Here is a 14966-nt window from a genome sequence, read left to right as displayed (position 1 = left end):
AAATACATTTTTGGAAGAACAGATTGGATATAAAGAAGTTTTACGTCTATAATATAAAATTGATTTGAAACTATGCGCTTTCCTAAATCTTATTATTCCGAAATTCCGATGGAGGAAGTCCCGTCTGTTTTTTGAACAGTCTGCTGAAATACAGCGGATTATTATACCCAACGATGGATGCCACCTCGGATACAGAATATGTAGTAGTCCGGAGCAGTGTCTTTGCATTTGTGATCCGGAGATTTAGTATATACTGCATGGGAGTTACGCTATTGTAACGTTTAAAGCTTCGGATAAACCAGCTGATACTGAGGTGTTTGTCCATGGCGTACTGCTCAATCGATATTTCTTCTGCAAAATGTTCATTAAAATACTGTGTAGCTTCTTCCATTTCTTTTTGCAACATCCGGTTCTGGGAAGAGATGCCCATGGGAGCCTGGCGGCTAATCAGAAGGAACAGTTCCCTGAGCAGGAGAGATAAGTATTCTTCATAATGAGGACGGGTAAGCTGGAGTTCCTGAATCATTTTTCGGAAAATCTGATGATATTCCGTAGAGTTTCCAGTCTGGATAATCTGTCCGGATTCAAACAAATGGTATTCTCTTAAAATATTTTTTACATTATTACCGGTAAAATGAACCCAGTAAACTTCTGTCTGGTCTGTCCCATAATAAACATATCTTTGCATTTCCCGTGGCTTGTATAAAATCATATGTCCGGCCTCTATAATCTCTTCCTTGCCATTCAAAAAGAAATGACCTTTCCCTGCAGCAATATAAAGCAATTGATAGTCAATCCTTCCTCGGGGGCGATACGTGGGAAGCTTGGGCTGGTGGATCAGCCGGTATGTCCCACAGCTTCCCACTACTAGTGGTTTGCTCTTATCTTTGAAATCCAATAATGAATTATGCAGATAACCAGAGTTGATATACATGATGCGTCTCGCACCTCCTTTAAACAAGTAGGCTTCTGTTAAAGATAGTGTATCATTTTGTGCATGTTTTGTCCAATAGAGTTTATGGACGAATAGTGTAAAAATAGCGTAAAATAATGATAAACCAAAGGAAAAATCATAAAAATAAAGGGGGAAAATATTATGATCGTGCCAAGACATTACGAGGACTTAAAAATAATGCATGAAAACACCATGCCCAGCAGAGCATATTATATGCCAGCTTCCCATGATATGGGACCACTGGTAGAGGATCGTTTTTCTTCAGATCGGGTTATCTGTATGAATGGAACATGGGAGTTTCAGTATTTTAACAGTATCTACGATTTGCAGGAAAAATTTTACGAACAAGGATATGACTGCAGCAGATTTACACAGGTAGAGGTGCCGGGGGTGTGGCAGAATTACGGGTATGACAGCCACCAGTATACTAACGTGAGGTATCCGATTCCACTGGATCCGCCTTATGTTCCACAGGAGAATCCATGCGGAGCCTATGTCAGGAAATTTTACTATGAAATACCAGAGGAGGCGCCCAGAGCATATCTGAATTTTGAAGGGGTGGATTCCTGCTTTTATGTCTGGGTAAATGGAAAGTATGTAGGTTACAGTCAGGTTTCCCATGCCACAAGTGAATTTGATGTGACGGAAGTTCTGAAAAATGGGGAGAATACGCTGGCGGTACTGGTTCTGAAATGGTGTGATGGAACTTATCTGGAAGATCAGGATAAATTTCGAATGAGTGGAATCTTCCGGGATGTGTATTTTGTGAACCGCCCGGAAAATGTGGTCTATGACTATTTTACAACTACCGAAATCCAGGAGGAACAGGCAGTAATTACAGTACAGGCTAGTTATCAGGGAAAGGCAGTGCCAACAAAACTTACTTTGTATGATGCAGAACATAAGGAGATTGCTTCTCAGGTATTTCAGGAAAATATAGGTACTGTTTATACACATAAAGCAGTAATTCTTGTAAAAGAGCCAAATCTGTGGAATCCGGAACAGCCGTATTTATATACTCTGGTTCTGGAAACGGAAGGGGAAGTGATTACAGACCGGATTGGCCTCCGGGAAATCTGTGTCAAAGATGCAGTCCTTTATGTAAATGGAACCGCCATCAAATTCAAAGGGGTGAACCGTCATGACTCCGATCCAGTAACAGGGTTTGTGATTGGACTGGAGCAGATGAAGAAGGATCTGCAGATGATGAAAGAAAGCAACTTCAATGCAGTCCGTAGCAGCCATTATCCGAATGTGCCTTATTTTTACCAGCTCTGTGATGAATATGGATTCTTTGTGATTGCAGAAGCAGACAATGAAAGTCATGGAACCCAGTCCCAGTATTTAAAAGATTCCAATTGGGAAAATGTAAGCAGGAAATGGAATGAACGGATCTCGGACAACCCGGAATTTATCCCGGCAACTCTGGATCGTACACAACTTTGTGTACACAGGGAAAAGAACCGCCCTTGTATTATTATCTGGTCTATGGGAAATGAATGTGGTTATGGCTGTACTTTTGAGGAAGCTTTAAAATGGACAAAAGGGTTTGATTCTACAAGGCTCACCTGTTATGAAAGTTCTTTTTATCGCAGCGACAGAAGGAAATATGATTACAGTAACATTGATATTTTCAGCCGGATGTATCCTTCCCTGGAAGAAATTCAGGAATATATGGACAAAAAACCGGACAAACCTCTCCTGTTGATTGAATACTGTCATGCCATGGGAAATGGACCGGGAGATTTAGAAGACTATTTTCAAATAATTTATGAGTATGATGTCCTCTGCGGCGGCTTTGTGTGGGAATGGTGCGACCATGCCATTTATCAGGGACAGGCTGCTAATGGAAAAGAAAAGTACCTTTATGGAGGTGACTTTGGAGAAGAAGTCCATGATGGGGATTTCTGTATGGACGGCCTGGTATATCCGGACAGAACACCCCATACAGGGCTTTTGGAATACCAGAATGTGTATCGCCCGGCAAGAGTGGTGTCTTTCTGTCAGAAAACAGGGGAGCTGTGTCTGGAAAACTATATGAACTATGTGGATTTAAAGGATTATATCTATTTGGTATACGAAGTAAACTGTGACGGAAAGCTGCTGGAGAAAAAACAGTTCATTTTGCAGGAGTCTGTACTGCCTCACAAGAAAGGAACTATTTTGTTGGATATTGCCGTTCCAGACAGCGGAAAATGTTATTTGAAAGTATCTTATCATTTAAAGCACGGTACCAGTGTTATGGCGCAGGGCAGTAGGATGGGATTCGATGAAATCCTTTTGAAAAATCAGGATGGAAGAAACCAGCAGGCAACAGCTTTGTTGGAAACTCAGGAACAGAAAGAAGCAGAGGTACAGGTTTCTGAAACAGATCGTTTTCTTTCCGTCCGGTCAGATACATTCTTCTATGTTTACAATAAACTTTCGGGTTTATTTGAACAATTAAGTGTAGATGGAGAGGAACTTCTGGAAACCCCTATGGAACTGAATATCTGGAGAGCACCTACGGATAATGACCGGAAGATCAAACAAGAATGGATAGATGCCGGATATGACCGGAGCAAAGCCAGGGCTTATGATACTCATTGGGAAATGAATGGGGAAGGAATTCGGATTTACAGTACGGTGTCCGTGGCTGCAGTAGCAATTCAGAAGGTTTTGGATATAGAGGCCGTATGGAAGATTTACAGGACAGGAGAAATATCTGTCAAAATGCACGTCAAAAAGGATAGGGAATTTCCGCAGCTTCCTAGATTTGGCATCCGCCTGTTTTTGAGGGGAGAATATGAAAATCTGAAATTTTATGGATTGGGACCGCACGAAAGTTATCGAGATAAATGCCGTTCCTGCAGCCATGGATTGTATGATACAACGGTAGAGGAACAGCATGAAGATTATATCTGCCCGCAGGAGAATGGAAGCCATACAGATTGTGATTATCTGATGTTGGAAAAGGAGAATCAGACCGTTACAGCAGTATCTTCCAGGCCGTTTTCCTTCAATGTGTCTTATTACTCACAGGAAGAATTGACGAGAAAGGCACACAATTTTGAGTTGGAAAAATCGGGAAGTACCATTGTCTGTCTGGATTATGCACAGAACGGCATTGGTTCCAACAGCTGTGGTCCGGAACTACGGAAAGAGTACCAGTTTACAGAAGAAACCTTTACGTTTGATATGAAGTTTTTATTTGGGAAGGAATGGTAGGAACACATGAAAGAGAAAACGTATTTAAAATGGTATAACAAAGTTGGGTATGGCTTTGGGGATATTGCAGGAAATGTCGTGTATGCGTTCCTGTCCTCTTTTGTCATGATTTATCTTACCAATACAGTAGGATTAAATCCGGGAATTATTGGAACCTTAATTGCCGTATCTAAGTTATTCGATGGAATTACGGATGTTTTTTTTGGAACCCTGATTGATAAAACAAAGAGTAAAATGGGAAAAGCAAGACCTTGGATGCTCTATGGCTATATTGGCTGTGCTGTAACCTTAGTCGCTATTTTTGCAATACCTGCAAATATGGGAGAATTTGCACAGTATGCCTGGTTTTTTATTGCGTATACACTGTTAAATGCAGTATTTTATACAGCGAATAATATTGCGTATTCTGCTCTGACAGCCCTGGTAACAAAGAATAGTAAAGAATGTGTACAGATGGGTTCTTATCGCTTCATTTTTGCTTTTTCCACAAGTCTGTTGATTCAGTCTCTGACCATTGGCTTTGTAGAATGGATGGGTGGCGGAGCTGCCGGCTGGAGAACGGTTGCGATTATCTATGCAGTAATTGGATTGATTGTTAATACGATTTCTGTACTTTCTGTAAAGGAATTAGCGGAAGAAGAATTAAATGATGGGAAACAATCCGGAAATGATGAAAAATATTCCCTTCTGGATGCTGCAAAACTGTTGTTTACCAATAAATACTATGTTATGATCTGTGCTACCTATATCCTTCAGCAGATTTATACTGCTATGCTGAATATGGGTATTTACTATATGACGTATATCCTGTTCAATGAAAATCTGTATGGTGTATTTTCCTGGGCCATTAATATTCCACTGATTATTGCATTGCTCATTACACCGATGCTGGTGGAAAAGTGGAGAGGAATGTATAAACTGAACCTTACAGGATACGTGATTGGAACGATTGGAAGAGCCCTGGTCGTAGTAGCCGGTTATCTGGGAAGTGTGCCACTGATGCTTTTATTTACTGGCATTGCAGCTTTTGGTATGGGACCATGGCAGGGGGATATGAATGCTGTGATTGCCTCCTGCTCAGAATATACATATCTCACAAAGCATAAAAGAGTAGACGGAACCATGTATTCCTGTACTTCTCTTGGTATTAAGCTGGGCGGTGGAATTGGAATTGCCATTACCGGCTGGCTTCTGGATTTCAGTGGCTTTGACGGCACACTGGCTGTACAGTCTGATTCCTGTATCCAGATGCTGCAGATCATGTATTTATGGATTCCAGTAGTAATCACGCTTATCATTACCGTTATTATGGCAAAGATGAATGTAGAGAAGGCAAATGAGAAACTTTTACAGGAAAAGTCTATGAAAGACGGTATGCATGATTGAAGTAAACCGCATAAAAATTCATGACTTTCTGTAAGTAATTCATCAGTTTTTTCATTCTGGTTTTCCTCCTTTCCTAATTACTGAGTTTATTATATCGGATGGGCAGAAAACCTGCGTGCCATATCAAAAAGAAATGTAGCCAATTCTTGAGAGGGGAAAGAAATATCATGCAGCCGTCTTATGAAGAGAAAAAAGAAAAGTTCAGTATGATAAGGAAAAAACCACATCATGTTCCCCCTCACCTTCACAATGCCATAGAACTGGTATATGTAACAAAAGGGGAGGTGGAGCTTGGCATTGGATATGAGTTGTATCATATGGAAAAGGGGGATTTTGCTATTGTTTTTCCAGATTTGATTCATCATTATCAGGTGTTTTCAAAGGGGGAAAATGAGGTGTACCAGTTTTATGCTTCTTTGGAACTAAGTGGTCCGTTTATGGCGCTTCTTCAGAAGAAATGTCCGGAAAACCCGGTGATTGCCAGCGCAGATTTACATAGAGAAGTTAAAAACGCCCTGAGTTGTCTGATAAAAGATCAGAAAGTCAGTGAGGTTGTGGGGCAGGCTTATTTGCAGATTATATTATACCGGTGCAGGGAAACATTCCGATTCATAGAAAAAGACAGTGTGGGGAGTAATGATCTGATATATGCAGCGATGACCTATCTGTTGTCACATTTTCAAGAGGAACTTACACTTGGGAAAGTGGCATCAGCTCTGGGAACTAATAAGTTTGCCCTATCAAAAATTTTTTCAGGTATTTTTCATACAAATTTCAACCAATACTTAAATGAAATTCGTTTAAATTATGCGACCTCTTTGTTGGAAAATACGGATAGAAGGATTACAGATATTTATCTGGAAGCTGGATTTGAAAGCCAGAGGACATTTAATAGAGTTTTTCGACAAAAGTATGGGCGGACGCCTAGTGAATATCGAAAAACATGGTGGGAAAAATAGAACATGTCTCATTATTACTTATAGAAAAGAAACATATCGACAAGTAAATTTAAAGGATATATTCAAAGAGAAGTATTATATTTCCATCAAAGATTAAATGGAAAAATTTTAGAGGTAGGAAAAATACGATTATAATGAATGGTCGATAGATTCCTAAATTTAGATGTAAAGTAGGATTTATTAAATGATTTGGCACAAATTTCGTCATATGATGAAGAAGTGTTTAGACGAATAAAAATTCTGAACGCTTTGTGTTATAAATATAAGATTAAATTATTTCGAAAAGTTTTTCTCTTTTAAGGAAAGATGATTTTAAATAGAACTATATTGTATGTAACCGTTATGTTCAAAAAATGATATTACGATGCTATTGTTTGAATTAGTACATACTTTATAACAATTACAAGGACAAAGATAGTTTGATTGGGAGAATAGTTTAGAAGTAATATCTCTATTTCTAAATCGTGGAGTGACAAGCCGATACGTTCTGTTTCAAAAAAATTTCAAAGATGTTGACGACAAGATTTTTCGGGAGTATCAAAAACTAGAAAATAAAATGGAAAGAAAAAAACAGATTCGGATACTCCTTTTTTACTGTTGACTGGAGAGGAGGGAAGATTGTGCAATGAAAGGGGGAAGGGAGGATCCATTATCCACAGGAAATGGTAGAATTTGTTTGCTTAAGATAATAGCAACACAGGCAGAGGGATTAGAATATTCTTCTGCCTTTTCTTATAAAGAAAGGAGCAGAATTGATTATCCACTTACTGTAGATGATATTTTTTCTTGTCTTGGTGATTTTTGTTTTCAAGAAAAGGTGGAACAGGAGATTAAAGCAAATGTGAAAGCAGGATTATCCTACGTAGAATATAATATGCAAAGCAAAAACGGACCATCAAAAATCTGGTCTACAGCAAAACATATTTTGGGGAGAATATGAAATTTGTCTGGATAGTGAAAAATATAAGGGCGTTTTACGGGCATTGGCATTTTTGACTTTGGGAAAAAACAGTTTAACATTTATGATGGGTGGTTGGAAAGATTTTTTAGGTTTTAATAAATTCAATTCAGATTAACCATTCAAAGTTATAAAAATTGGAAATATTTATCGTATTCCCAAGTCTTTCTTCGCCCATTGGTTAGATGAAGGAAACTAAACCATGTTTACAAACATAGATGCAGGTATTGACACACACAAATCAATTATGTTACGGTGCTTTATGGCGAAAGAAAGCATATAAGCACCTACCAAATAGGTACTTTATTCTAAAAAGCAGATACGGACATTGCTTCAAGCGGCGTAAGAATACCATTCTGTTTATTTAGAGATTTTACTGGCTTTGTTTGTAGGTTTACGCAAGGGTGAAATTTTAGGGTTAAAATATTCAGAATTTTTCAAGAATTAGAAATTCGAAAAAAGGAAAATATGCAGTTGTTTGAAAAACTTGGAGAAGATAAACCAAAATTTGCTTGAACTCCTTCTGCAAAAAGCATATAATATGATGGGTTAGCATGCTGTCTCAGAATGTTGTCTGCTGCTTTATATCAAATAATATCATATTCTCATATAGGGTGTTAAATGATAGAAAAAGCAGGACAAAATTTTTAAGAATTTAATTGCAAAATAAGTGATTTATAGTATTGAATTATGTTATGCAGTGCTATGTATTTTATGCAAGACTATGAAAATGGTGTATAATTATGCATAGTGCTGCACAGTAGAAAAAAAGTAAATTTGTTACGCAAGGGCAAAAATCAGATGAAAAACAGCATTTTTCATACTGAAAAGCGTCCCTGAAAATCATAAAAAAACAGCTATTTTTCGTGAAAATCGAAAAAGAAAATAAGATTACTTTTTTGTATATATTAAACAAAAACGAAAGGAGAAATATGAGAAAACTAGCTTTAAATGATGAAATATTACTAAAAATCGAGAAGCCGGCCCGGTATATCGGGAACGAAGTGAACTCGGTGATGAAAAACAAAAATGAGGTGGATATCCGTTTTGCCATGTGCTTTCCGGACGTTTCTGAAGTGCTATAATGTAGCAGTGCTAAAGAACAATATATAGTGTTGTTCTGTGATTTGAAGTACGAGATGTATGGATTGGATGAAACTAAACGAAACTGAAAATGAAAGAATGATATTGTTACGAAATTGAATTTGTTACGCAAAAATGGTAATTTGGAGTGAATATCATTCAGAATAATTAAATATAAATGCAAGGGTTATATGTTTTCTTTTGTCGAGAGAAATTAAAGGGTTGGAGTCGCATCATGGGCTTCAGCCTTTTTGTTTTCTATTAAGTATGCTAGAGAACAAAATCATTTGTGCTGGAGTATAACAATGAAGTTATATTATGGTCAAATGATATTTAGACCAATAAAAAGTAATAAAATATTTAAAAAGTAATAAAATGTGTTATAATTAGAGTAATTAATATTTGGAGGTGCTAATATGAGACTAAAAGCAGAAAATGTATTTAAACCTGGAGCGTATCCGGAATATACATATGTCTCCAGGAATTATGAAAATACAGGTATATCATATGAATTACGTTTAAAGCAGGCATTGAGAACAGCAGGTTGCCTTACATCATTAATTGGACCATCAAAAATGGGAAAGACAATCTTATGCGAGAAGGTAATTGGATTTGACAACATTGTTGAAATTTCTGGTGCGGATTTTAACAGCAACACAGATTTTTGGGCAATTGTTGCTGCAAAAGTGGGGTTGCCTTATAAAGGAGAATTGACAACAGAAAGAGAGGTTAATGAAGGAAATAGTAAGGAAACAGATAGTAAAAGCGAAAAGTATGTTCTAGCGAAAGATACCGTTATTCAATATTATAAAGAGCACGATAAAGTATTAGTAATTGATGATTTTCATTATGCTTCAAAAGAGATGCAGACAAAAATGGCACAACAGCTCAAAGATGCAATTAGAAGAGAATTAAAGGTAGTCGTAGTTTCTCTTCCGCATAGGGCAGACGATGCAATTCGCCAGAATGCAGATTTATCGGGAAGATTGAGTTTAATTAATATTGAAGCGTGGGAAAAAAAGGATTTAAAAGAGATTGCTTTAAAAGGATTTAAACAACTTGATATTAAGATAACAGATGAAGTTGCAGAACAGTTGGCAGTTGAATGTCTTACATCACCACAGTTAATGCAGTATATTTGTCTGAGCATTTGCACATTGTTGGAAGACAAAAATGAGCATATTGTAAATTTTGATATGTTGGAAATGGCATATAAATTTACAACGGTTAACTTTAACTATTACGATGTGGTAAATGTAATGTCTAAAGGTCCAAATCCGCGTGGAAAGAAAAGAAATTTATACAAAACATTAGATGGAAAAGAATTGGATTTGTATGGACTGATCGTGGAATCGTTAGCCAAAAATCCTCCGATTATGGAATTGGATTTTGACACAGTTTATGACAGAATCATAAACCTTATTCCTAAAACAGAAGGAAAACCGGATAGAAATTCTGTAAAAAGTCATTTAAATAATTTACAAACAATCCTAAAAGAAAAAGAAGAAATTTATAAAGCAATAGAATGGAAAGACGGAAAAGTGTATGTTTTGGATCCACTATTTTTGTTTTATCTGAGATGGGGGAGAATGAATGGATAATATGCTGAAAGAGTATATCGAAAAGTTGAAATTAGTGGATACTGTAGAGGAATATGAGGAATTTATATCGAAGCTGCACCAGATGATGAAACAAGAATCATATAAGAATGATATTGTTCAAAATATTAGAAATAAACAGAAATATATGGTGAACAAATTTTCAAAAGAATCTACCCGTGAAAATATGTTAAAGGCAAAAGAAAATCTGTTGATCTATTTGGACAGTATTTTATGTGAAGAATATGAGAAGTCATCACAATTTATTCAAAAGGGGATTGAAAGGTATCTGCGAAATTTTTATTTCTTCTTAGAAGCGTTTAGGGAAGTAAAACCAGATAAGAGGGCATCACTTACGTCTGAAAACTTGAAAAAAATACAGATTGAAAATGAATATGATTTACAGCATTTGCTTTATGCAGTTATAAAGCCATTGTATCCGGATGCCAGAAGAGAGGTAAGTGATGATTCGGGAGTTGGAACTGTTAGAAGCGATATAAAAATTTTTTCTTTAAATACAATCATAGAAGCAAAGTGTACAAGAACATCAACAAACTTAAAAAAGCTGACAGAAGAAATAGAAGCTGATATTGTACATTATAAGGCGGATTATATATTCTTTTATATCTACGACAAAGAAAAAATTATAAAAGACAGGCATGCTTTTGAATCAAATTTTAACAGGAGTTTTGATGGAAAGGAAGTCAGGATTATTATTTTGCAACCTGTCAATATGTAAAGGATAAATTTGACGGGACAGAGTTGGGTGAGAAAAGGCTCAATGTCAGCAAAAGATGAGAAAAATGAGGTGATAATATGATTGCACCAAGAAAAGTAAAATTTGAAGCGAAGAAAAAGGAAAATGAAAATATTGAATTCCGTACATTCTAAAAATGTAATGCGGATGAAAAAGAATTGGACGAGCAGTTCAAAAAATTTCATGAAGAGTTGTTTGCAAATTATGACTGTAGCAGATGTAGGAACTGTTGTAAGATGTACTGCGGAAGTATTCCAGAAGAAGATTTGGAGAAAGATGCAGAATATTTGGGAATTACGAAAGAAGAGCTTATAAAGTCTTATTTGATAAAAAAAGAAAGTGAAAATACATATGTAACTAAGCATCATCCGTGTGATTTTCTGGAAGAAGACGGAAACTGTAAGCTGGGAGAATATAAACCTGAGAATTGCAGGAAATATCCATATACGGATCAGCCAGAGAGGTTACATAGTTTGTACAGTGTATTGGAAACAGTAGAAGTCTGTCCGATAGCATTTGAAATATATGAGAGATTAAAAATAGAATATGGATTTCGTTATGGAAGATGAAATATGAGTAGATAGGGAGCAGAAATGTTATTAAGAGAATATTTGACAGAATATACAAAAGAAGAACTATTAGATCAGGCAAGAAGTTTTGAAATCAGAAAGTGTTCAGGACTCCGAAAATCTGATTTAATAGATAGAATTGTTGATAATTTTTGTACAGAGGAAATGCTTAGAAGCAGATTAGCATGCCTTACAAAAGAACAGATGGACTTATTTCGGAAAGCTTGTATTTCTCCTACAGCTGTTTCTGTAAATGAAGTGGTAGATGCGATGCAGCTTTACAGATACTGGATTGGATATTTTGAAGAGCCTACTGACAGATTTTGTGTATTTGAAGATGTTGCTGTTGCCTTTTCCAAAGTAGATGATGAGTCATTTCGACGGAAGCAATGCAGAAAAGGCTGGATGGTAAAGTGCATACATTTTTTTATACAATATTATGGAATAGCACCGATCGAAGTTATCTATGAAATGTATAGGCAGAAAGTGAAGTGCTCTATAGATGAAATGATAGAAATGCTTTGGGAAATGCCGGTTGATATTGTGGAATCATGTCTTTTTACAATGGACAGACTTGGGATGAAAGGATGTCCAAAAGAGGATCCGTTATACTCAGAAAAAGGAATATTTGTGCATTTACAGTTGTTTGAGGATGAGGAATTTGGTTACTTGCTTCGACAACAGATGGATAAAGATTTTTATATTCCATCGGCACAGCAGATAGATGAGATATGTAGAACTGGATATGAGGCAAGTTCCTCTGAATATAAAAAGTTGGAATCTTTTTTCATTAAGAAATTAAGGCTTCCTTATGAACAAGCAGTGACATGGTGTCTGCAAGTATGGGCAAATAGTTATGAAAGCGAATCGCCATCAAAGATTATCAATAAAATGACGGAAGCCAATATTGAATTTGAAGAGAAGATGATAAATGAATTGCTAGAGTTACTTGTGGTGGCACACAACAATACCCGAATGAAAGAGAACAGAGGGTACAAACCAAGTGAAATGGCGAGAAAAATGCCTATCGATAAAATGCCAACAATGGTTCCGGCTAGTTCTAATGCGGCTGCGATTTTAAAGGGTACTGTACCACAGTTGCAGGCTATGGGGGTGCCGGTTGACTTAAATGGAAATACAAATGTTATTCAAACAACAATGTTTCCGAGAGGGCTGAACGAGGAACCAATACGAGTAGAAAAGAAAATATATCCAAATGATCCATGCCCATGTGGCTCAGGAAAGAAATATAAAAAATGCTGTGGAAAGAAGAATTGATGCTAAGAAATGTTTTGGATCAGTTACGAGAGTGGAATATTTCGTGAGTTACTATTTATAAGGCAGAAAACGAGTGATATTGAGTGCTGTTTTTTGTGTTTTTATGCTGTTTCTGCGGACTGTGCAGACAGAATAACACTCGATGAAATAGGTAAAAAAGATGGACGAGTGACCTAATTTGTACATATAGGTGATTGCTTTTGTGTTCGCAGGATGAGTTTTGAAGAAAAAGTAGAGTGACTTTTCTAAAAGACAGTTATAGTATTGTTGCAAAAAAATTACTTTGTTATAATGAGAGAAAGTTTGATGTATATAAATAATTAGAAAGAGAGACAATGGTATGTCGGATATATTAGAAAGAGATAGTTTGACAACTGATATATTGAAAAAATTGTCCTATCAATCAAAATTGGGAATTAATTTAAAAAAGAACTTGCACTATTTTAATAAAGAGAAACTGATTAAAGAACTTATAGAAGTGAATGAGTGGTATGATTCAGCAGAAGGATTGGACGATTTGGCATTAGATTATAGAATAAAGAGTGTTCAATCCGCAATACTAAAATATAAACGATATTATCCGGATCATCAAGCAAGAAAAGTATTTGATGATCTGTTAGGATTTCGTTCTCTATGTGATAATTATGAAGAAGTCTTGCAACTGAAAAAAATTGACAAATTTAGGATTGCAGATATGACAAATGGAAAAGCGAATGATGATGGCTATAGGGGGATTCATGTGTATTTTCAGCTTGATGGAAAACACTATCCTATTGAAATTCAGTATAATACATATTATGACAGACAGTTTAATAATTGGCTTCATAAATATGTGTATAAGAAAGAATATGATAATTCTGTAGGCTGTTACTTGAGAAAACGATATGAGAGTGCTAAAATTTTATCAGAGAAAGAGTTTAAGGAGGAATTAGACCATGTGCTATTTGATAGCGAAACATATAGATGAAGTCGGTTGTATTGCATTAAAGACAATACATGGACAACACCTTTCGGACTTTAAAAGAAGAATTGAAAAAAAAGTTGGATATGAAAAAATACAGCTTGTTACAATAAGCAGACCATCTGCTTTTGGAGAGTATGAGCCATATCATTTTGTTGATTCAGAGGCAGAGTTTGAAAAGAAAGTTATAAATATGTAGGAAGAGATTCCGGTAAATCGGGAAGGGGATTTTGCACTAAATAATTAGTGTGAAGCTTCTTTTCTGCGTGAAAAGAAAATGGGCGTTCGGTTATGAAGCAGATATAAGATGAGCAGATAAAAGGTCTGAATTGACAAAACTTTTGTATCGGGATTATAGAGATAAATTCTTTAGAAATAATGAGGAAGAGACAGACGAATGAGCAATAGAAAATAATAAATTTAGTAGAAGGCAGTGATTATGTAGATAATTATTGCCTTTTTGTGCAATTTTCTTGGTAAAGTTTGAATACAAACATTTTTTATAAAAAATGAAGTAATGTTAAATGGAGTATTTGCGTTTGATTAGTTGGGAGAAGAAAAGTTTTGGCTGCTCTGACAGAAAACGGATGTGGATTTTTGGGCTCTAAGTTAATCGAAAGATAGATAAATAGAAAATAGAGGGTAGAGTCATTAGATAAAGGCTTGATTATACTACGATATTATGAAGGACTTAGGGCAAGGTCCATATCAGGAGATACCTGACAGATGCTATTCTCAAAGGAAAGAGCTGGCTTATACGCAACCTTCCGCACAGGGCATGATGTATATCAACCAACTCTTCCATCTGGAAGATGGTATTAAAGCAAAGTACATATCCTTTGATACTATCAAAAAGGCTCGTTTTGAAAAAGCAAAGCCGATAGTAGAAGGCTTTTTGTCGTGGCTTGATAAGAAAAAAACTTTCAAAGGTACCAGAATGGATAAGGCTGTGACTTATATCTAGAACAGATGAAACTAAGTTGGATAATCTTCGCTCGTATTACTACTTTAAATATATTCTTACGGAATTACCTAATTTTTGTGATGAACAAGGAAATATAGATTCTACAAAGTAGGAAAATTTGATAACTTGGTCAGAGAAACGGCCAGAAGAGTGTAGAAAACCACGCCGCTCAATAAAGAGGCGTTAATTATAACGCCAGGCGTATGATTTGACGTTTACACTGATACTAAATGTCTTTTACAATAGTAAAAATAGAGAAAATATGTTAAAGTATATCTGATAAAGGAGAAA

The 14966-nt window shown here is 36.1% G+C and carries 12 protein-coding genes and 1 pseudogene; 12 read left to right on the top strand and 1 reads right to left on the bottom strand.

The window, feature by feature from the left end:
• Window positions 1-82 precede the first annotated feature (82 nt).
• The gene (locus BQ5364_RS09320) at window positions 83-934 is read right to left on the bottom strand and encodes an AraC family transcriptional regulator (protein ID WP_016438570.1); all 852 of its coding nucleotides are present in this window, start codon (window positions 932-934) and stop codon (window positions 83-85) included.
• A gap of 162 nt (window positions 935-1096) precedes the next feature.
• Here BQ5364_RS09320 and BQ5364_RS09315 point away from each other — a divergent pair, with 162 nt between their 5' ends.
• The 12 genes and pseudogenes from BQ5364_RS09315 to BQ5364_RS09265 all read left to right on the top strand — a co-directional run.
• Window positions 1097-4162: a glycoside hydrolase family 2 TIM barrel-domain containing protein gene (locus BQ5364_RS09315; RefSeq protein WP_071144177.1), complete on the top strand. Its 3066-nt coding sequence runs from the start codon at window positions 1097-1099 to the stop codon at window positions 4160-4162.
• A 6-nt stretch (window positions 4163-4168) separates the two neighbouring features.
• Window positions 4169-5548: an MFS transporter gene (locus BQ5364_RS09310; RefSeq protein WP_071144176.1), complete on the top strand. Its 1380-nt coding sequence runs from the start codon at window positions 4169-4171 to the stop codon at window positions 5546-5548.
• A 167-nt stretch (window positions 5549-5715) separates the two neighbouring features.
• Window positions 5716-6507, top strand: a complete 792-nt coding sequence (locus tag BQ5364_RS09305) for a helix-turn-helix transcriptional regulator (RefSeq protein ID WP_022251080.1) — start codon at window positions 5716-5718, stop codon at window positions 6505-6507.
• A 676-nt stretch (window positions 6508-7183) separates the two neighbouring features.
• Window positions 7184-7447, top strand: coding sequence for a hypothetical protein (locus tag BQ5364_RS09300; protein ID WP_235837153.1), 264 nt, complete (start codon window positions 7184-7186; stop codon window positions 7445-7447).
• Window positions 7448-8397: 950 nt separating this feature from the next.
• The gene (locus BQ5364_RS17930) at window positions 8398-8550 is read left to right on the top strand and encodes a hypothetical protein (RefSeq protein ID WP_159431683.1); all 153 of its coding nucleotides are present in this window, start codon (window positions 8398-8400) and stop codon (window positions 8548-8550) included.
• Between the two features lie 414 nt (window positions 8551-8964).
• Window positions 8965-10149, top strand: coding sequence for an ATP-binding protein (locus tag BQ5364_RS09295; RefSeq protein WP_008975335.1), 1185 nt, complete (start codon window positions 8965-8967; stop codon window positions 10147-10149).
• Complete coding sequence (locus tag BQ5364_RS09290; protein WP_071144175.1) at window positions 10142-10885, top strand: PD-(D/E)XK nuclease domain-containing protein; 744 nt, start codon at window positions 10142-10144, stop codon at window positions 10883-10885. Before BQ5364_RS09295 ends, BQ5364_RS09290 begins: the two co-directional genes overlap by 8 nt.
• Before the next feature lie 176 nt (window positions 10886-11061).
• The gene (locus BQ5364_RS09285) at window positions 11062-11472 is read left to right on the top strand and encodes a YkgJ family cysteine cluster protein (RefSeq protein ID WP_235837152.1); all 411 of its coding nucleotides are present in this window, start codon (window positions 11062-11064) and stop codon (window positions 11470-11472) included.
• 24 nt (window positions 11473-11496) lie between these two features.
• A complete protein-coding gene (locus BQ5364_RS09280) occupies window positions 11497-12750 on the top strand; it encodes a Rho termination factor N-terminal domain-containing protein (protein WP_071144174.1) in 1254 nt (417 codons plus the stop codon).
• Between the two features lie 340 nt (window positions 12751-13090).
• Window positions 13091-13717 carry a RelA/SpoT-related domain-containing protein gene (locus BQ5364_RS09275; RefSeq protein ID WP_071144173.1) on the top strand — a complete coding sequence of 209 codons (627 nt, stop codon included), beginning with the start codon at window positions 13091-13093 and terminating at the stop codon, window positions 13715-13717.
• A complete protein-coding gene (locus tag BQ5364_RS09270) occupies window positions 13686-13910 on the top strand; it encodes a DUF6718 family protein (RefSeq protein ID WP_071144172.1) in 225 nt (74 codons plus the stop codon). The genes BQ5364_RS09275 and BQ5364_RS09270 overlap by 32 nt, the downstream gene beginning before the upstream one ends.
• Before the next feature lie 505 nt (window positions 13911-14415).
• Window positions 14416-14672 (top strand): annotated as a pseudogene (locus BQ5364_RS09265) (IS66 family transposase); the annotation flags it as partial.
• Between the last annotated feature and the right edge of the window lie 294 nt (window positions 14673-14966).

Source organism: Coprococcus phoceensis, assembly GCF_900104635.1.
GTDB lineage: Bacteria > Bacillota > Clostridia > Lachnospirales > Lachnospiraceae > Faecalimonas > Faecalimonas phoceensis.
Note: the sequence above shows the minus strand (reverse complement) of the source record. Positions and strands in the feature narration are given on the sequence as shown.